Here is a 17,780-nt window from a genome sequence, read left to right on the forward strand (position 1 = left end):
ATGGCATTCCCCTATCCCGACCCGATGCTGATTGAGGCCGAGGTTTTCACTAAGCTGCCGACGTCACTGAGAAGATCCGGCCAACGCTCTTACTGGGCGGATCGCAACCGGCGCGGGGCGGTGGTCGACAGTTTCATCGAGGGTCCATCCTTCGATCTTGAAGGAAACCTGTGGTTCGTTGACATTCCTTTTGGTCGGGTCTTTCGCGCTTCACCTAACGGCGCCGTCGAGCAGATCACCGAGTACGAAGGCCAGCCCAACGGCCTGAAGATCGACGCCGCAGGACGCATCTACATTGCCGACTTCCGCAACGGCATTATGCAGCTGAATCCGAGCACTGGCGAGGTGACTACGGCGCTGGGCGATGCTGACACCGAGGGCTTCAAGGGCTGCAACGACCTGCACTTCGGCCCTGACGGCTCGCTGTACTTCACCGATCAGGGCCAAACCGGCTTGCAGGATCCCACCGGCCGTGTCTACCGCTGGCACCCGGATAGCGGTCGGCTGGACTGCCTTATCGACAAAGTGCCGAGCCCCAACGGGCTGGTGCTCGATAAAGTTGGCCATGCACTCTACGTAGCGGTAACCCGTGCCAATGCTGTCTGGCGTCTGCCGATCTCGGACAGCGGGCGAGTGGTGAAGGCCGGGCTATTCCTCCAGTTTTCCGGTGGTCGCGCAGGACCGGACGGGCTGGCGTTGACCGAGGATGGCGGCGTAGTGGTCTGTCAGACGGGCATGGGGCTGGTTTGGGTGCACGATGCGCTAGGTGTGCCAATCGCCGTAGTGAGATCCCCTCGTGGGCTCGGCACCACCAACTGCGCCTTCGGCGGGCCGGAAGGCCGTACACTCTTCATCACTGAGTCTGACACCGGCACTATTCTGCGCGCTGAGCTGCCCGTCGGCGGCTTTCCCATGGCCTCCGGCTGGGGTATGTGATGCTGACGGCGAAGCCGCAGCCCGATGGCAGCTTCCTCGCCTCCTGTTCCAGTGCGTCGCAGAGCAATGAACCAACAGAGCGAGGAATCCGTGTCGACCCAACGGAATCACCAAGACAGTGACGATGCCGCCACCGAGCGACCCTGGCGCCGACGCCCCGCCGTAGACTCACCGAACCCGCCGCCGCGGCCGGACTGGCTCGCCCGAGTAATGGAGCCCTCGCTGGCCCCGGAGCAGGAGATCGTCGATGCCCACCACCATCTGTGGGACCGGCGCGGCTTTCGCTATCTGCTCGAGGAGTTCGTCGACGACATCGGCGACAGCGGCCATCGGGTGACCGCCTCAGTCTATGTGCAATGCCGGACGATGTACCGCGCCGGCAGCCCAGAGGCCTATCGCCCGGTCGGTGAGGTCGAGTTCGTGCGCGGGATCTCCGCCCAAGCGCGCAGCGGCCACTACGGCCCCACCGATGTGGCGGCAGGCATCGTTGGCCATGCCAACCTGCTGCTGGGCGCTGACGTCGCGCCGGTGCTCGAGGCGCTGATGGAAGCCGGCGGCGGGCGCTTTCGCGGTGTGCGCGTGCCGGTCGCCGCGCATCCCGACCCGGCCGTGCGCTCCAACCCCGTGCCAGCGCCAGAGGGGCTGATGGTCAGCACGGCCTTCATTCAGGGCGCGCGGGAATTGGCCCGCCGCGGCCTGTCGCTGGACGTGTGGGCCTACCAGACCCAGCTCGACGAAGTGGTTACCCTGGCGCGGCGCGTGCCGGAACTGACGATCGTGGTCAATCACGCCGGCGGACCTCTGGGCGTCGGATCCTATCCCAGTCCTCATAGTGACCATAACTCGATCCATCGCCAGGCCTGGCGCGACGGCTTGGCGCAACTGGCCGAACTCCCCAATGTGATGCTCAAGATCGGCGGCTTTGGCATGCCGATCATGGGCTTCAGCTTCAACACAGGAAAGACGCCACCGAACTCGCAGCACCTTGCCGATGCCATCGCCCCCGACGTAGACGCCTGCATTGAGCGCTTTACACCATCGCGCTGCATGTTGGAGAGCAACTTCCCTGTCGATAAGGGCAGTATCTCCTACGGCGTGCTGTGGAATGCCTATCACCGACTCACCGCCTCCTGGAGCCAGGAGGAACGCAACGCCGTGTTTCACGACACGGCTACACGGGTCTACCGGCTACCCGCCGGTTCCTGACCTAACTAACCGCGCCGTTAAAGAGCCATGGCCGCAAGTTCAACAACAATATCGGAGTACGCCAACATGAAACAACGTTTTTTAAGCTTGTCCCTCGCCGCTGTCGCGTCGACTTCCCTCCTGGCCGGCGCCAGCCTCGCTCAAGCCGACTATCCCGACAGACCGATCAACTTGGTGGTCGGCTACTCCGCCGGTGGCGGCACGGACGTCATGGCCCGCACAGTCGCCAAGTATCTGGAGGAGCAGTTGGGCGACGGCGCCACGGTGGTGGTTAAGAACATGCCTGGCGCGGGCGGCCAGATCGGATTTTCGGCGCTAGCCTCGGCCAGTCCAGACGGCTACACGATTGGCACTATGAACCTGCCAGCTGCCCTGGCACTGACCTATGACCGCGACGCCGACTACGACCTGAACAGCTTTACCTGGCTGGCCAACGTGGTCGCCGACCCCAACACCCTGGTGGTGCCGAAGGAATCGGACATCACCTCGGTGGAAGAACTGATCGCCGCAGCCAGGGATGCCGACGGCATGATGCCGGTAGGCCTGTCCGCGCTGGGCGGCAATGATCACTTCTCCGCCATCCAGTTCGCCGAGACTGCCGACGTCGAGTTGAACTATGTGCCGTTCAACGGCGCCGCCCAGGCTCGCAGCGCGCTGATGGGCGGCCATGTGGCCATGGCCACCATGGCCTTCAGCCAGACCGTAGGCTTCGAGGACGAGCTGCGCGTGCTGGCCGTGCTATCCGATGAGCGCCTGGAACAGGCCCCGGACGTACCGACGGCCAGCGAGCTCGGCTTCGACATCGAGATGGGCTCATTCCGCGGTCTGGCCGCGCCGTCCGATCTGCCGGACGGCGTCCGCGCCGCGCTGCTGGGCGCCCTGGAGGAGATGGCCGAAGACGCTGACTTCCGCGCCGACATGGCTAAGCAGGGCAACCCGCTTAGCGTAATCTACGGCGACGACTACCACGACCTGGCCGAGGCCCAGGACGAGGTGGCTCGGCGCATCTGGGAAGAAACGCCCTGGAAATAATCTCATTTAACAGACCGACGCGAGGCACTGCTGTCCCGCGCCGGTTTACCTCTATTTCATCCCCCGGCGCACCTGCCTCACTCAATACATGGTCACACTGAATTACTCCCCCCCGACCATAGTCGTAAGCCCTTTACTGGCCGTTCGTTATGGCATTAGCGGCCAACCCCGATGACATGGGCTTTATAAGCTCTCCTCTCAACAGATACAGAAAAACTTACTACATAGTTAAACATTATTCGCTTTTATCAAGTAATTCTGTACTGTTCACTGCACTAGACGGGCTTTGCCTTTTAGACCATCCGTGAATATAAACGGGAGTACAACAACATGAACACTAAGTTTTCGACCATCGCCGCCACTCTTTGCCTCGCTAGCATTACCTCGACTCAGGCCCTCGCCGACTATCCCGAGAAAAGGATAGACCTGATCGTCGGTTATGCGGCAGGTGGTGGAACTGACGTGATGGCCCGCACCGTTGCGCCTTTCCTTGAGCAGTACCTTGGCGACGACGCTACGGTCGTAGTGAAAAATATGCCCGGCGCCAGCGGCCAGATCGGCGTCACCGCCACAGCCCAAGCCGAGCCCGATGGCTACACTATCGGCACCTACAACCTGCCCGGCATGATGGCCCGAACCCTTGACCGCGACGCCGACTACGACGCCGATAGCTTCACCTATCTGGCCAACGTGGTAGACGATCCCAACGTGATCGTCACACCTAAGAACAGCGACATCGACAGCATGGAAAAACTGGTCGCTGCAGCCCAGGAACGTGATGGCGCCATCACCGTCAGCATGTCAAGCCTCGGCGGCGATGATCACTTCTTCCTGATTCGGCTCTCCGAGGAGACCGACGCTGAATATACCATCGTTCCCTTCTCGGGCTCCGCGCCAGCACGTAGTGCTCTCATGGGCGGCCATGTCGCGATGGGGATCATCAACTTGTCGGAGGTGATCAACTTCCGTGACGAGCTAAATGTGTTGGGCATTGCAACCAACGAACGCTCTGAACTACTAGAAGGTGTGCCGACCTTTACCGAGCAAGGCTACAACCTTGTTAACGGTGCGTTGCGTGGATTTATTGCCCCCTCCGGCCTGCCGGAAGAGGTCGAGGCCAGTCTGATTAGTGCCTTCGAGAAGTCCTACGAGGATCCAAAATTTCAAGAGGCTATGCTCAAATCTGGGAATCCTACCAGTCTGACGACAGGAGATGATTTTCAAGCACTCAACGCAGAGCAGCTTGAACTGGCCGAGCGTGTTTGGGAAACCTCACCCTGGAAATAAATTGAGTGGCCGGGGTGTTCAATCACCCCGGCCGACCATGGTCAGACCCCTTCCTCACGCCCCGTAATAAGATAAACGTCTCCTCCACCATGTCACTCGACTCGCTTGGTGGTAGACGCTCTACGAGCAAGTCAGCCAGAGAATAGAACATGAAACAGACCACTTCAGGGCAAGGACCTCATCCCGACCTCATCACCGGTATCGCCATCATCGTTGTCTCAGGGTTTCTTCTGCTACGCACACCCGACATGCCGACCATGAGTTCGATGCTGCCTATAACAATGCTGAGCACGCTAATCGGGCTCTCTGTATTAATGATCTTACGGGTTTTCATCGCCACTCGAAGCGAGCGTTTTAAAGCCCCGCGACTCAAAATCTTCGAAAATTTGCCGCGCTTTCTCGGCATCGTCGTGGCCATTGGGCTCTACGTGGCCGGCGTGAGCTTGCTCGGCTTTTACACAACCACCGCGGTTATGGTGCCTTTGGTAGCGTGGAGCTTCGGCTATCGGGATATCAAGCGGTTGCTGCTGGCGGATCTGATATTCACCGGAGGCTTGGCGATAATTTTCGCCTTGCTGATGGGTCAGTATCTCCCCACTGAATTCTTCATACGCTGAACGAGGGCTGACACATGTATGGAAGTTTGATTGATGCACTCCCAGCGGTGCTGTCTCTCGGCAATTTCGCCGCTGTCGTGCTCGGCGTCATAACGGGCATCTGTATTGGTGCCTTGCCCGGGCTTAGCGCCACCATGGCAATCTCGGTACTGATTCCCTTCACCTTCGGCATGGATCCACTGGTGGCACTCGGCATGATGGCCGGTATCTATAACGGCGCCATGTACGGTGGTGCTATTCCCGCGGTGCTGCTGCGCATTCCCGGCACCCCCGCCGCCGTAGCCACCAGCTTCGACGGCTACCCAATGGCCCAGCAAGGCAGGGGCGGCTATGCGCTTCAGGTCTCAGTCGTGTCATCCGCCATCGGCGGCATCGTCTCGGCCATCGTGCTCATGCTATTGGCCCCGCCGCTGGCCAAGGTAACGCTGCTGTTTGGCCCCTCCGAGGTTTTCTGGGTCGCCGTCTTCGGCCTCTCGGCCATCGTCTTCCTGCTCGGCGGCGACGTCCTCAAGGGCTTGTTGAGCGCCTGTTTCGGCGTTTTCGTCTCGCTGGTCGGGCTAGACTCCATCTCCGGTTATGACCGCTACACCTTCGGCCACCTGGAGCTACTTGACGGTATCAACATCGTGGTGCTGCTCGTCGGGCTCTACGCCATACCGCCGGCAATCGCTCTCCTGGAGGAAGTCGTGGATGTCGACACCTCCACGGCCACAAAGCTCAATACGACGAGCCTCTGGAAGGCCTTTCCGAGCATGCTGAGATTCTGGAAGACTTGGCTGCGCTCTTCGGTGATCGGCGTGTTCGTCGGCATCCTGCCAGGCGCTGGCGGATCAATGGCGGCCTTTCTTAGCTACAACGAAGCACGTCGCGCATCCAGTAATCCCGACGAATGGGGAAAGGGCGAACCCGAGGGCGTAGCGGCCTCCGAGACCGCCAACAACGCCGATACCGCCTCGGCACTGATTCCCGCCTTGACGCTCGGCATCCCCGGCACCGCGGTGGCTGCAGTGATGCTCGGTGGCCTGATGATCCACGGTCTGCAACCTGGCCCGATGCTCTTCCGTGACAACCCCGACATTGTGTTCGGCTTCATGTGGCAGTTCCTGTTCGCCGCTATCTTGTTGATCGTGCTCGGCGGTGCCTTGGCCACCAATAGCTTTGCCCAAGTGTTACGCCTACCGCGCCCGCTGCTTGGTGCCTTCATCATCACCTTAGTGGTTGTAGGGGTTTACTCGATCAATGGCCGAATGTTCGATGTCTACTTGATGTTAGGCTTTGGCTTAACCGGCTACTTTATGGACAAACTGAAGTTCCCATTACCCCCCGTCGTATTAGGACTGATTCTCGGCGGCTTCGCTGAGCAGAACTTGCGACTGGCTCTGCGTATCGGTGGCGGCGATTGGACAGCCTTGGCAGCGAATACAACGTCGAAGGTGCTTATTGTCATGATTCTTCTGGTCATCCTTATGCCACTCATTTCACGACTGTCCCGCCTCAAGAAGAGCCAGTCGACGGCATAGTACCCCGATAATAATTTAGGCCATCCGGTCTGATACAACATGAAAGCGCGGCGCCCCTGCCGCGCTTCTTCTGTTGTTTGCCCCCGATGGCCGGGGGGTTGGATGGCAATGCTGATGGCGCACCCCTTCTCATCGTGCTGGCAGACGATGCCGGACTGACCGCTCTAAAGGAAGTGATCAGTATGGTCGGCCTGCAGATGTTTATTTTGATGTTTGCGTTGTAACTAGGACTATCTCAGGAGGATCTGAGTGGAGTGAGAGCGGGCACGCAGCCGAGTACGAAGGAGTAGCGACCGGCGGAGTAGTCGGTATAACACAGGGATAGAGTTCTATCTTTATAGACCAAACAGACGCTAGCTCATTCAGTGGGTAGCAGTGCCTACTCCAGCAGGGAGCACTTACAGAGAAGAAGGGTCACTTCCAGCCCTGGCGGCCGGTAAACACGGTTTTTCACCTACAGGGTAACGTTGTTCTTGTCGCCTTCGATATCCGATAGGGTACATCGGCTAATGCCAACCAGCGTGGCATAACGGTTTTGATTCAGCCCCCGCACATCGCGCCGCAGGGCACGTAACAACTGCCCTTCGGTGAACTCGCCCGCATAAAAGCGTTTCAGCAACGTCACTAACGCCGCTTCATGATCATCAGAAGCATGTTTTTTTATAACAGCCCCCAGCGCTTGAGCCGAGTATCAAGAGTGCGCAGGCCCATGAATCTCACCTCCCATATTCGGGGGCAGGTAACGATAATTAACCCGCATCATGCCAAGCCTTATCAAAGTAAACCTAAACCGTCAGGTTCAAGGACCACTTGTACGCAGCATAGTACTCAAGTTATCCAATATGAGCAGTGTAGTGCGCAAAATTAGCTTCAGGAAGAATTAATGAGCAGTATTCTGCACAACACAAAGCAGCAGAACGTTTTAAGGTGCCAACGAAATCCAGGGCGATTCAGTCACGGTTCTCGCCCAAGCGGGCATATCACCATGCTCCCGGTTAGCCACAATGTGGACAGCTTCGGTTATCGCATGGACATGCTCCCTAAAGGGCTGGATATCAACCAAGAGAGCTGGAGCTGGTTGTTGGACAAGCGCTGGAAAGGCATGGTCAGCCTGCAAAATGACAGTGCCATCGGCGCCATTGACGCCGCGCTGGCCGCCAAAGCAGCGGGGCTGGTCGAGTTCGAAGACCTTGGCAACCTCAGCGTGGCAGAGATCGACTGCCTGATTGATTGCCTTATCAATCTCAAGCGTCAGCAACACTTTCGCGCCTTCTGGAGCAACCAGGATCAAGCCTCTTCCGATATGGTGCGCGGCCGGGTCGGCATCGAAAGCCTCTGGTCGCCCGCCATGACGGATCTCAAAAAACGCGACATCAAGGTACGCATGGCGGCGCCCACAGAGGGCTATCGCGCTTGGTACGGCGGCATGTCAATCTCACGGCATGTGAAGGGGCGCACGCTAGATGCGGCTTATGACTACCTCAACTGGTGGATTTCAGGATGGCCCGGCGCCGTCATGGCCCGCCAAGGCTATTACATTTCCACCCCAGAACTGACCCGCCCTCACCTATCCGCTGCGGAGTGGGACTTTTGGTATGGCGGCCAACCTGCCGCCAAGAACCTTCCAGGCCCTGATGGCAGCTCTGACCTGATTCACCGAGGCGAAATCCGCGACGGCGGAGACTACCAAACAAGAATGAGCCGCATCGCGGTGTGGAATACCGTCATGGATGAGCATAACTATTTGGTCAGGCGCTGGAATGATTTTATGTCGGCTTAAAGACAAGGCTTCGCACTGACAAGCTAACCGCGTGATGACTAAAAGCACATGCCTCCGCCTCTTGGCTTTCACGAGCTTAAACGGGGGTGCTTGTTTGTTCCCCAGCTCGCCTCTAATCAAGACTGCACCTACTAAACATCCGCCAACGCAGGAAAATATTACGAGTCCACTTCAGCAGGCAAAGAAGAAGCGTTTAAAAGAAAAGCTGACGTGCCTCAGCCTACATGTCGGCTGTCGCTGCGGTCTCTGGTGCGCAGATAGCTCACCAGCAGATGACGTCCACAGCAGACATATAGCGGGAAATAGCAGTGGTGATCGTAATAGCGATTAGAGAACTTGCCAGGTTGGTCACCGTGCACGGGAATATCGGTGCCATCGACTTCCAGCACGATTTCCTTCAGTGGTTCGTTATGCTGTTCAATGCAGTTATGCCACAGTAACTCATGGGCACCATCGCTTGCCGATCGGCATTCTGCTCTATCCGGCACAGCGTCGACTTGCCTTATTCCAAATGAATGACGACTAACGCCGCCGCGGGTAAAAACGGGCCCAGCCCTTCGGGTTGCACCACAACGCGGTTCGCGATGAAACGTCAACAGGCCCTAATATCCCTGAGTGTTTTACGCTGTTTGAAGACATCCGTTGGAATGCCAAAGCGGTCGGAAAGCCCACAAATTTGGCGCCAGTTAAGCTTACGTTTACCGGACAAAATGGACGAAACAACAGACTGAGCGCCGATTTCCGGCAAATCATTTTGGGTGATGCCGTGCTCTTCCATAAGATAACGAAGCACATCAGTATCCCCCGCGACAGGCATGGGGCGTACACGCTCATCATATGCCTCAAGAAGATCACCAAGACATGCCGCAAGGCTGGATAAGTAATGATTTTCATCATCGCCAACCAGATTTAGAATTTCATCAAGCGCTTCTACTTTCTCGTCATACTCATCCTCTGATTCTGGCGCAGAGAGAAGAGGTGCAATGTACTGCTAGTGAGTAGCTGCTTGATCAAGAACGGCATTCATATCTTCACTCCTTCCACTTACCCTTGTCATATTCAGGATGATCGAGAATATGGCGGATAAAAACGCGCTTAGCGCGATAATGCACAGTTGCTATCAGTCGAATCTTATTGCCACCAATGTCAAAAACATGGTGGGGTACTCCCCCGACTAACAGCTTTAGTTTATTTACTGAATTATAGAAGTAACCTTAGCACTTTTAATCAACCAGCAGAGGTAGAATCGGGCATCTCCACCTACTTTACTGACAGTGCTAAGTAAAGCATGGAATAGCACCTAGCCTGATCGTAAATAGGGTTAAGCGCTCAATCGCTTACTCAAGGGGGTTGCGTGACGACAGAGCAGCGACCAGCTCCCGAGCAAAGCGTTGAGCAGAAGGCAGCGCGCCAAAACTCCATACCGGCGGTAAGCGCAATAGATTGGCGTTTTTAACGCTGGGTAAATGTTGCCATAAACCACTTTTCGCCAACGTGTCTTCGACCCCAGCGGGCACCGGCTCGACAACGACCAACGCGGCCTCAGGATAGTCGTAGAGCGCGTCGATACCCACGAGTGAAAATCCCCCATTCGCAGATGTCAATACATCTCATTTTGTTTATCATATGCATCCATCCCGGAAAGGTGGTCATGGCACGACAGCCAAGACCTCCGCTTTCTTATATCGGCTTCATAAAAACGCAGCGGCAGGGTGCTGCAGTAAAAACGATAGGATCGACACTATGCCTCTTGGGAACACCTCCAACACAGCGCGCAAAGCACGGCTCCTGCGCGCGCTGGCGCTGATCGCGATGGGTATCACACCCGCGACCGCCTGGGCGCAGACGAGTGCTGCCAATCAGTCCCTGGATACCCTCACCGTCACGGGCTCCGTACCGACCTATGGAGATACGCCACCTCCGGCCTTCGCCGGTGGCCAAATCGCGGCGGGTGGCCGCGTAGGACTGGTCGGTGAAAAAGACGCGATGGACGTGCCTTTCAACGTCATCAGTTATACCAGTGAGCTGATGGAGAATCAGCAATCTCAGACACTGGGCGATACCCTGCAAAACGATGCCTCGGTATCGGTAGGGCTAGGCTTTGGCATCTATGGCGAAGCGTACAAGGTACGCGGCTTTAGCCTGACCGGTGACGACGTGGCTTATGGCGGCCTCTACGGCGTGCTGCCACGCCAGATCATCAACAGCGACCTTGCCGAGCGCGTCGAAGTCTTCAAAGGCGCCAGCGCCTTTACGTCGGGCATTCCCATCGGCGGGAGCGGCGGTATTGGTGGCACCGTCAACATCGAGCCCAAGCATGCGGGGGATGACCCGATGCTCAAACTATCCAGTGGTTATCGCTCTGATGGCTACGGCGAAGTGGGCGTCGATGCTAGCCAGCGTTATGGGGATCAGCAGCAATGGGGAGCACGAGTAAGTGCCACGCGCGGCCGTGGTGATACCGCCATTGATGACGAAACCCAGCGCGATACCTCCTTCGTCGTTGGGCTCGACTACCGTGGGGATCAAGGCCGGATATTGTTCGATGTCGGTCATCAAAAGCTCACCCTGGATGGTGGTCGTTCAAGCGTCAACACCGGCGCGGCCACTCAGGTGCCCGCTGCGCCGGACTCCACGTTGAACTACACCCCTTCTTTCGGTGGAACCGAGCTAGAAACCAATTTCGGTATGGTCAGGGGCGAATATGACCTCACCAACACCTGGACCGCGTTCGCAGCCTTGGGGGGCAACCGCACGCTCGAAGGCATCGTGTCGGCGACTCCGCGCCTTACCGATGATGCAGGTAACGCCAGGGTCAACGACTTCGAGACCGACAACCACATCGACAACGTCGCCAGCCAGGCGGGGCTGCGTGGCTACGTGCTGACCGGCCCAGTTAGCCATGACATCACCTTTGGCTACTCTAGCGCCTATCGCAAGTTCGACACGGACTGGAGTTTCCTCGCGGCAGGCACGACCAACATCTATGATCCCGCCGATTTATCTCGCCCGGATGGCATGCCTTTCGTGGGGGGTAGCGTGACGCGCACACGCTCCCAAGGGGTCACGCTGAGCGACACGCTTGGATTCATCGATGACCGACTGTTGCTGACGCTGGGCGCACGCCATCAGGAACTCGAGATCGACGAACGTCCTAACAACGGCAGCAGCAATCGCTATGCCGATCGCCGGGTAACCCCCGCCGTCGGCGCGGTGTTCAAGACCACGGATAATATCTCGCTCTACGCCAACTACGTCGAAGCATTGCAGGATGGCGGCACGGTCACCGATACCACAGCGCTGAACTTTGGTCAGCACTTGGGCATTGCCCATGCCGAGCAGCACGAGGCGGGCGCTAAGTTCGACTACGGCAATCTAGGCGGTGGCATTAGCCTGTTCCAGATAGAGCTGCCCTCTGCAGCGGTCGTCGATGGCATCGGCAACCTGGATAACGAGCAGCGTAATCGCGGCCTGGAGCTAAGCCTTTACGGTGAGCCGACGACAGGAGTGCGCCTGTTCAGCAGCGCGACCTGGATAGATGCCGAACTCACCAAAACACAGGATGGCAACGAAGGAAATGACGCCACGGGCGTTCCTGAGTATCGTTTTGTGTTCGGTGGCGAATGGGACACGCCCTTCGTCGAGCGTCTCACTGCCACTGGTCGCGTCCTGCACACGGGCTCGCAGTACGCCGATGTAGCCAACGACTTGGAGCTGGATTCCTGGACACGCCTCGATCTTGGCCTGCGCTACACCACACCGGTCGGTGGCGCTGATTGGATCTGGCGCGCAGGCATCGACAACGTTACCGACGAAGATTACTGGTCAGGCGCCTCGACGTCCTTTGCAAATTATTTGGTTCAAGGCGAACCGCGCACCTTCAAGCTTTCGGCGACCGTCGAGTTTTAAGTAACGCATCCTCTTTGCCGTTACCATGAGGGCGCTTCCTATGAAGCGCCCTTATCTTTCCGCAGCCGAATGGGGCTGTTGGTATAACGCTAACAGCATGATGCCCATGAGCCCATCTTGCGACTCCTGACCCTCAAGAGCTGACCCGTTAATTATTGTTTTCTCTTAACTTTTACTCTGCTCCCGTCTAACAAAGACTGCATAGGCTACACACCTGCCAACGCTAGAGAACGGTACGAGCCCTCAGCAGCAGGCCCCTAATGAGCGTTGAAAAGAAAAGCTTACGAGCCTCAGCTTTCTTCAGAGGCCTGTGCTAGGCTAATTTTATTAAGCACTGGGCACGAGATCGGAAGCAAATAGCATAAGGCTGAAAACACCCCCAAAGCGTTCCTCCGAAAAGTACAGCAGGCTCGCGAATTTTGGATATACCGTCTAATGGGAATTAATAGCTCATAAAATTAAATGCTTAGGGAAGCAGCACAAGCTGTATTTGCCAGAAAAAAGTGCCAGCACGCTCATTCAATCATAGAGCGCGCCGTCTAATACGTTGTTATGTTTGGTAGGAGGAGCCCTCGATTTGGACGGGAACAAAAATATATTGGGTGGTGTAAGAGCTTTTAGCCCACTGCTACAAGCCTATGAAGCTGGATATTCAAAGGAAGAGATTAAAGCTGGAATTCTAGAATCTCTTGAACCTGAATTTGAGAACCCAGAAATTCTAGATAGGTATGGGATCGACCTCTGGGCGGTCGAATCAGTTAATGTTACCAAAGTGCGAATTAACGGGTGGTCCTCTGATCTATACGATAAAAGCATTGAGGTGCGTAGAAGCCTTTTAGCTAGTAATAAAAATACATGTGCTGAGATATGTTCACAATGGGAGGAGCAGATCGGAAAAGCGCTCACTTTCTACTGGAACGCGGTTAGATTTGAGCACCATAAAGGTAATTTGCCAATTGATGAGTATGCCTATGAATTATTCAGGAATATTGGTGCTCTAATTGAGGGCACGCTCCAAGTTTACTTAAAGGAGCTGCTCCACATTGCATCCTGTGCTCAAGGCGAGAGTACGTCCTATTCAGAAGTCTCTTCTTTAAGTTTAGGCAATGTTGTCAACAAACTCAGTGAAAAGCTTGGTGATTCTGACATATTTACCTTAAATCCCTGGGGTGTGCCTCTCAATCAGTGGCGAAATATTGCACAGCATTTTTCTATCGATACCAAAGATTCTACAATTACTTGTACGTATGGAGCGAAAAACCAGCATTTCATTAGGCTCGAAAGAAAAGAACTGATGGAAGTGGCTAGGTCTGTTTTTACTCTGTATTCGGCAATTCGAACCTCACAAACCATATTTTTCTTAGATAATGCTGACTCATTGATTTCTCACTGTAAGGGTTCCAAACGAAAAGATGTGGATGAGCAATTCCAATTTTGTGTAGGCGCAGCATCTCAAGGTTTTGAAGTAATTGATCTAAAAGTTTCAGATGAGAAAGCATACGCACAGTTTTCCGATGCAACAGACGAGGATTCACTGGAGCGCGCACTTCATGCTTCACAATTCGTTTATCAACTTTGGGAAGTTACTAGATCAAGCGTTGTAGTTATTAAGTACGATACTAAATCAGGAAAAAAGTCTTTAGTAACTACTGCAAAATCGGAGGACTGTGAAAAGGTCTATAGCGGTGAGGAAAGTTTCGCGTATTTGTCAAAGGTTGTTGATTTTGAAACCGAACAAAAGACATAACAAGGCGCTGCTGGCGGAAAATTTTCCTCTGCGCTCCAAAATTTCCGCAGAGCGCGGCGTTAAAAACAAGGAGATCGAATGGATTCTCATATTTTTATAGATAATTCGAATATTTTCGGAGGTGCTCAGAGAGCGGCAGCAACCCATGAGCCAGAAGCATTCTGGATGGCGGTGAGGCTTTATTACCGAAACTTTTTTCAGCTGTTGGAACGTGAGACAAATCCGGTTACTAAAGTCCTCGCTGGCTCCGTTCCTCCAGGGAACGAAGTGCTCTGGGAGCATGCGAGGAGATACGGCTATAACACAGATCTTTTGCACCGTATTGAGAAAGATGACGGTCGGCTGGTTGAGCAGGGCGTGGACGAAATAGCGCACCTTAAAATTGCGAATGTCCTTCTTGATCATGAACCTCCACAGACCCTTGTTCTAGTCACTGGAGACGGAAATGACTCAGATTTTGGTACCAGCTTTACCAAGCAGGCAGAGAGAGCACTGAAGCGCGGATGGGACGTTCATGTGTGGTCTTGGGCGGACCAACTTCAGGGAAGTTTGCTCGCCTTTCTTCTATCGGTTCTGAAAACCTCATAGTCAACCAACTCGACAACTACTATCGGTCTATAACATTTGTTCAGGGTGGGACCTATGATGTAAACGGTTCTCATGTCAACGTTTCTGGCCGCGTGGTCAGTGCACCGAACTTTTAACAAGGCCAAGCACGGCGACGCCTACTACATTGCGGCTTCGCCTCCATTCCGTAGCCGCGCATGCTGGCTGGCGTTATGCACTTCGCACAAATTGGTGAAACATGCTGGATTTAGCAATCCCTCTTAGAGAAACCATTGATAAGTCAGCACTATCTGAGATGATCGAGTGGTTTTCGGATATTCCCTCCGATGCAGCATAGTATGTTATTTCAGATTATTGCTTTGATGACAGCCAAAAAAAGAATGACGTTGCTTCCTTCGCCGTTCTCCTTAATCACGACACTCTTTCAAATATTGGAAGCTACATTAATGCGTTTTCTCCAAAGGACTTAAAAAATACCAAGTATGCTTCCCCTGATTTCTTGAAGTACCTTAATACCCCTGTAATATTCAGTTTTACTTTTGCAGTTGAGAGAGATTCTAGATTTCTAAAGGACTATGCATCAAAAGAAAATATGGAGGCGTTTTTTGGCGGATTTGAGGAGTTCGTGCAAGCTATCAATGAATCATCCTCTTTCAAACCTGGCTATATTGATGGAGTTCTTAGGCGCGCAAGAGAAATGCGTGAGTCCCTAAAGGCCAAGAGCGCGAATCTTCAGCTCTCAAGACAGATTTTTTTGGTGGCAACCTTTGCCAGTGTTGTATTCTATTACCTCAACAAAGTTAAGTCTCCGTCACACATTGCATGGGTGTCAGATCGGGATGCCTTGATAGATAGGGGCGATGGATTTATATACGACCTTTCATACTTCATGTTCCTTGCAGAGCACATGAGGGCACCTCAGGGCAAGCAAGCGGAAAGAAGTACGGTCATGGATAAACCACATTTCATATACCCCATCCCACCGAAGAGCGGCATTAATGATCATGATGTACTTGTAAGAATCCCGGACTACCTGGCTGGCACACTTGCCGATCTTGATATCTCAGCAAACGAGTTTTCTAAAGATAAGTACTACACAGTTCTAGAGCACGCGTTAGTTAACTCAAGAAATCATGCCATAATTCATGTTCGCGGCGGGGGTCAAGATATCTACACAAGACGGCTCGTTTACAGGTAGTATATATCGCGCTTGGCAATGGAGAAAAATGCATAACACCTATGAGCCTTCTCTCTGTCAATAAGCCGCAGGTTTTTTATTGGCCGCGTCAGCGGCCAATATCAAGTCCCTGAGCCAGTGATCCTACTTCATCTGTCATCGTTGGCTGTGAGTGACTTACAGCAAACACCTATTGAGGCTCTCTTAACGTGGTGGTTCACCACTGCCAAACCGGGTTGCTCCTTGCAGGTGGGTCTGGGGCACTAGACATTCATCGGTTAACCGGCATCTGTCCTATTCAAACAGCGGGTTACTTTATAGTCCCAGTTAGTTTCAGGTTCAGCGCCGGTGTAAGCCCACTCGCTCAGGGTATTGGTGCACGCCAGCAGGATGGATAATCAAAGCGACGGGCTTCGAGTTGGGTGTAGAAGTCGGGTTTCAGATCTCAAGATCAGTCAGCAGACACCCGGTTTCAGCACACTACGTGATGATCCAGTTAGACGTTGATCATCATCCTGCTGCGTGACTAACTCGTTAAAAAGCGTTGTTCATCAAACACCTTCTCGTTCTTTAACATGAAATAAACCGCACGCCCCAGCTTGTGAGCCAGAGCCGAGAGGGCTTTGGCTTTACTCATGCGTTTATGGAAGCGTTGCAACAGCTTTTGTGCACCAGGATTGCCGCGCAGATAAAGCACAGCAGCTTCAGAGAAAGCCCACTTCAGATGGGCATTACCAATCTTGTTGCCCTGGGTGCCATAGGTCTTACCAGCCGATTCGGCTTTGCACTTGATCAGTCGGGAATAGGAGGCAAACTTCTGGACAGATTCAAAGCGTCGAATATCACCCACTTCATACAGAATAGTGAGGGCCAGAATACGGCCAACGCCGGGAATAGTTTTTAATAAGTGGTAGTAGGTTGGCTGATGCTTTTTGGCTTGCTTTTCCAATAGCCATTCCACTTGGCTTAGTTCTCGGTGGTAGCACTCTAAAACGGCCATAACTAAATCGATATTGCGCTGAACGAGCGGGTCATCAAAGGTTCTGCCCAGTTGCTCTCTGGCACTGACATTTTTCAAATTGACCTTGTTGGGTGGCAAATTGTACTGAATCGTGGTGTTGACAACATGAGCTTTGAGATCCGCACCATGACGAACGAGCCCAGTGCGACGACGAAGTAAATCCCGTGTTGCTCGCATACTACGAGGGTAGGCATAAGCGAGGGGGAAGTTGCCACCGCGAATAAGTGCTGCAATCTTGTAAGAATCCACGCGGTCATTCTTGGTTTTACCGCCATGAATGGCTTTCATATAAAGGGCATGACCGAGAATGAAAGCAATGCCCTGATCTTCACAGAAATCGGCGATCCAGTACCAGCAATGCATGCATTCAACCCCGATGACCAGATCGTCCAGGTAGGGTTCGATCAGATGCAGCAGAGGCTCTGGTTTGGCTGGGATCTCTTTATGCAGAAGGATTTCACCCTACTGATACAGGATGCAGACATACAGGCTACGGGCATGCAGATCAATTCCACAGTAGTGACGATGAGTGCTATTGTAAAAGTTCATTGAGTCTTCTCCTGTTTGGTTTGGTCGCCTTTTCAGCTTAGCCAAACGGCTGAGCTGGGGGAGAAGGCTCAATGAGTATCAAGTTCTTTCAGTCGGACAAAATCACGCTGTCATGCCTTTTGCAAAGAGCGCAAAAAGCCACGCCAGCATGCTTTCGCCGCTGCTGAAGAAAGGCGTTATATCAGAGACGACTAAAAGATAGCTCTTGGCCGAAAGCAGCCCAAAAAAAGAGCCCACGATTTATCGTAGGCCCCTTTTCTGATGTTTGGCGCGCCCGGCAGGATTTGAACCTGCGACCCTCGGCTTCGGAGGCCGATACTCTATCCAACTGAGCTACGGGCGCTTGTGGGTGCGTATCGTAACTGTGCGGGGGCGCTGTGTCCAGCCGTATGGCGCTTGAGTCCATTGGTCAATTGACCGTTTTCCCCGCGG

At 54.3% G+C, this 17,780-nt stretch carries 15 protein-coding genes, 1 tRNA gene and 3 pseudogenes; 12 read left to right on the forward strand and 7 right to left on the reverse strand.

Features of this window, described 5'->3' with window-relative positions:
• Nucleotides 1–24 precede the first annotated feature (24 nt).
• From A6R74_RS16810 to A6R74_RS23255, 7 genes are all read left to right on the forward strand, one after another.
• On the forward strand, nucleotides 25–936 hold the full coding sequence (locus A6R74_RS16810) for an SMP-30/gluconolactonase/LRE family protein (RefSeq protein ID WP_215117302.1): 912 nt from the start codon (nucleotides 25–27) through the stop codon (nucleotides 934–936).
• A gap of 210 nt (nucleotides 937–1,146) precedes the next feature.
• Nucleotides 1,147–2,142, forward strand: a complete 996-nt coding sequence (locus A6R74_RS16815) for an amidohydrolase family protein (protein ID WP_064235788.1) — start codon at nucleotides 1,147–1,149, stop codon at nucleotides 2,140–2,142.
• A gap of 66 nt (nucleotides 2,143–2,208) precedes the next feature.
• Nucleotides 2,209–3,174 carry a Bug family tripartite tricarboxylate transporter substrate binding protein gene (locus A6R74_RS16820; protein WP_064235618.1) on the forward strand — a complete coding sequence of 322 codons (966 nt, stop codon included), beginning with the start codon at nucleotides 2,209–2,211 and terminating at the stop codon, nucleotides 3,172–3,174.
• A 465-nt stretch (nucleotides 3,175–3,639) separates the two neighbouring features.
• Entirely contained in the window at nucleotides 3,640–4,461 is an 822-nt protein-coding gene (locus A6R74_RS16825; RefSeq protein ID WP_240488257.1) for a tripartite tricarboxylate transporter substrate binding protein, read from the forward strand.
• Between the two features lie 149 nt (nucleotides 4,462–4,610).
• Nucleotides 4,611–5,078, forward strand: coding sequence for a tripartite tricarboxylate transporter TctB family protein (locus A6R74_RS16830; RefSeq protein ID WP_064235620.1), 468 nt, complete (start codon nucleotides 4,611–4,613; stop codon nucleotides 5,076–5,078).
• A 14-nt stretch (nucleotides 5,079–5,092) separates the two neighbouring features.
• Nucleotides 5,093–6,598, forward strand: a complete 1,506-nt coding sequence (locus A6R74_RS16835) for a tripartite tricarboxylate transporter permease (protein ID WP_064235621.1) — start codon at nucleotides 5,093–5,095, stop codon at nucleotides 6,596–6,598.
• 98 nt (nucleotides 6,599–6,696) lie between these two features.
• Nucleotides 6,697–6,822, forward strand: a complete 126-nt coding sequence (locus A6R74_RS23255; protein ID WP_276204806.1) for a hypothetical protein — start codon at nucleotides 6,697–6,699, stop codon at nucleotides 6,820–6,822.
• A 230-nt stretch (nucleotides 6,823–7,052) separates the two neighbouring features.
• Here the strand turns inward: A6R74_RS23255 and A6R74_RS23170 are convergent, their stop codons facing one another.
• Entirely contained in the window at nucleotides 7,053–7,223 is a 171-nt protein-coding gene (locus A6R74_RS23170; protein WP_240488258.1) for a helix-turn-helix domain-containing protein, read from the reverse strand.
• Between the two features lie 258 nt (nucleotides 7,224–7,481).
• Here A6R74_RS23170 and A6R74_RS16845 point away from each other — a divergent pair, with 258 nt between their 5' ends.
• Nucleotides 7,482–8,378: an ABC transporter substrate-binding protein gene (locus A6R74_RS16845; protein ID WP_240488259.1), complete on the forward strand. Its 897-nt coding sequence runs from the start codon at nucleotides 7,482–7,484 to the stop codon at nucleotides 8,376–8,378.
• A gap of 224 nt (nucleotides 8,379–8,602) precedes the next feature.
• Here A6R74_RS16845 and A6R74_RS22400 read toward each other — a convergent pair.
• The 4 genes and pseudogenes from A6R74_RS22400 to A6R74_RS16855 all read right to left on the reverse strand — a co-directional run.
• Nucleotides 8,603–8,880, reverse strand: a pseudogene (locus tag A6R74_RS22400) (transposase); the annotation flags it as partial.
• A 90-nt stretch (nucleotides 8,881–8,970) separates the two neighbouring features.
• Nucleotides 8,971–9,171 (reverse strand): helix-turn-helix domain-containing protein, encoded by a 201-nt coding sequence (locus A6R74_RS22965; protein ID WP_205634202.1) that lies wholly within the window; start codon nucleotides 9,169–9,171, stop codon nucleotides 8,971–8,973.
• A 238-nt stretch (nucleotides 9,172–9,409) separates the two neighbouring features.
• Complete coding sequence (locus A6R74_RS23260) at nucleotides 9,410–9,559, reverse strand: type II toxin-antitoxin system HigB family toxin (RefSeq protein ID WP_082906724.1); 150 nt, start codon at nucleotides 9,557–9,559, stop codon at nucleotides 9,410–9,412.
• 156 nt (nucleotides 9,560–9,715) lie between these two features.
• Nucleotides 9,716–9,964 (reverse strand): annotated as a pseudogene (locus A6R74_RS16855) (iron-siderophore ABC transporter substrate-binding protein); the annotation flags it as partial.
• A 157-nt stretch (nucleotides 9,965–10,121) separates the two neighbouring features.
• Between A6R74_RS16855 and A6R74_RS16860 the strand changes: the two are divergent.
• From A6R74_RS16860 to A6R74_RS16875, 4 genes are all read left to right on the forward strand, one after another.
• Nucleotides 10,122–12,287, forward strand: coding sequence for a TonB-dependent receptor (locus tag A6R74_RS16860; protein WP_064235623.1), 2,166 nt, complete (start codon nucleotides 10,122–10,124; stop codon nucleotides 12,285–12,287).
• A gap of 577 nt (nucleotides 12,288–12,864) precedes the next feature.
• Nucleotides 12,865–14,034 carry a hypothetical protein gene (locus tag A6R74_RS16865; protein ID WP_064235624.1) on the forward strand — a complete coding sequence of 390 codons (1,170 nt, stop codon included), beginning with the start codon at nucleotides 12,865–12,867 and terminating at the stop codon, nucleotides 14,032–14,034.
• A 78-nt stretch (nucleotides 14,035–14,112) separates the two neighbouring features.
• Nucleotides 14,113–14,622 (forward strand): NYN domain-containing protein, encoded by a 510-nt coding sequence (locus tag A6R74_RS16870; protein WP_064235625.1) that lies wholly within the window; start codon nucleotides 14,113–14,115, stop codon nucleotides 14,620–14,622.
• 478 nt (nucleotides 14,623–15,100) lie between these two features.
• Nucleotides 15,101–15,799 carry a hypothetical protein gene (locus A6R74_RS16875; protein WP_205634203.1) on the forward strand — a complete coding sequence of 233 codons (699 nt, stop codon included), beginning with the start codon at nucleotides 15,101–15,103 and terminating at the stop codon, nucleotides 15,797–15,799.
• A 505-nt stretch (nucleotides 15,800–16,304) separates the two neighbouring features.
• Here A6R74_RS16875 and A6R74_RS16880 read toward each other — a convergent pair.
• Nucleotides 16,305–17,348 (reverse strand): annotated as a pseudogene (locus A6R74_RS16880) (IS110 family transposase).
• A gap of 266 nt (nucleotides 17,349–17,614) precedes the next feature.
• Nucleotides 17,615–17,691, reverse strand: a tRNA-Arg gene (locus A6R74_RS16885).
• Nucleotides 17,692–17,780: the final 89 nt, after the last annotated feature.

The organism is Halomonas sp. ALS9, from assembly GCF_001651035.1.
In the GTDB taxonomy this organism is placed as follows: domain Bacteria; phylum Pseudomonadota; class Gammaproteobacteria; order Pseudomonadales; family Halomonadaceae; genus Vreelandella.

Excerpts from the sequence above, each read along its gene's own strand:
- A6R74_RS16845 (WP_240488259.1), top strand. The coding sequence starts at position 7,482 with ATGAGCAGTATTCTGCACAACACAAAGCAGCAGAACGTTTTAAGGTGC.
- A6R74_RS16825 (WP_240488257.1), top strand. The coding sequence starts at position 3,640 with ATGGCCCGCACCGTTGCGCCTTTCCTTGAGCAGTACCTTGGCGACGAC.
- A6R74_RS16815 (WP_064235788.1), top strand. The coding sequence starts at position 1,147 with ATGGAGCCCTCGCTGGCCCCGGAGCAGGAGATCGTCGATGCCCACCAC.
- A6R74_RS16835 (WP_064235621.1), top strand. The coding sequence starts at position 5,093 with ATGTATGGAAGTTTGATTGATGCACTCCCAGCGGTGCTGTCTCTCGGC.
- A6R74_RS16870 (WP_064235625.1), top strand. The coding sequence starts at position 14,113 with ATGGATTCTCATATTTTTATAGATAATTCGAATATTTTCGGAGGTGCT.
- A6R74_RS16810 (WP_215117302.1), top strand. The coding sequence starts at position 25 with ATGCTGATTGAGGCCGAGGTTTTCACTAAGCTGCCGACGTCACTGAGA.
- A6R74_RS16830 (WP_064235620.1), top strand. The coding sequence starts at position 4,611 with ATGAAACAGACCACTTCAGGGCAAGGACCTCATCCCGACCTCATCACC.
- A6R74_RS16820 (WP_064235618.1), top strand. The coding sequence starts at position 2,209 with ATGAAACAACGTTTTTTAAGCTTGTCCCTCGCCGCTGTCGCGTCGACT.
- A6R74_RS16860 (WP_064235623.1), top strand. The coding sequence starts at position 10,122 with ATGCCTCTTGGGAACACCTCCAACACAGCGCGCAAAGCACGGCTCCTG.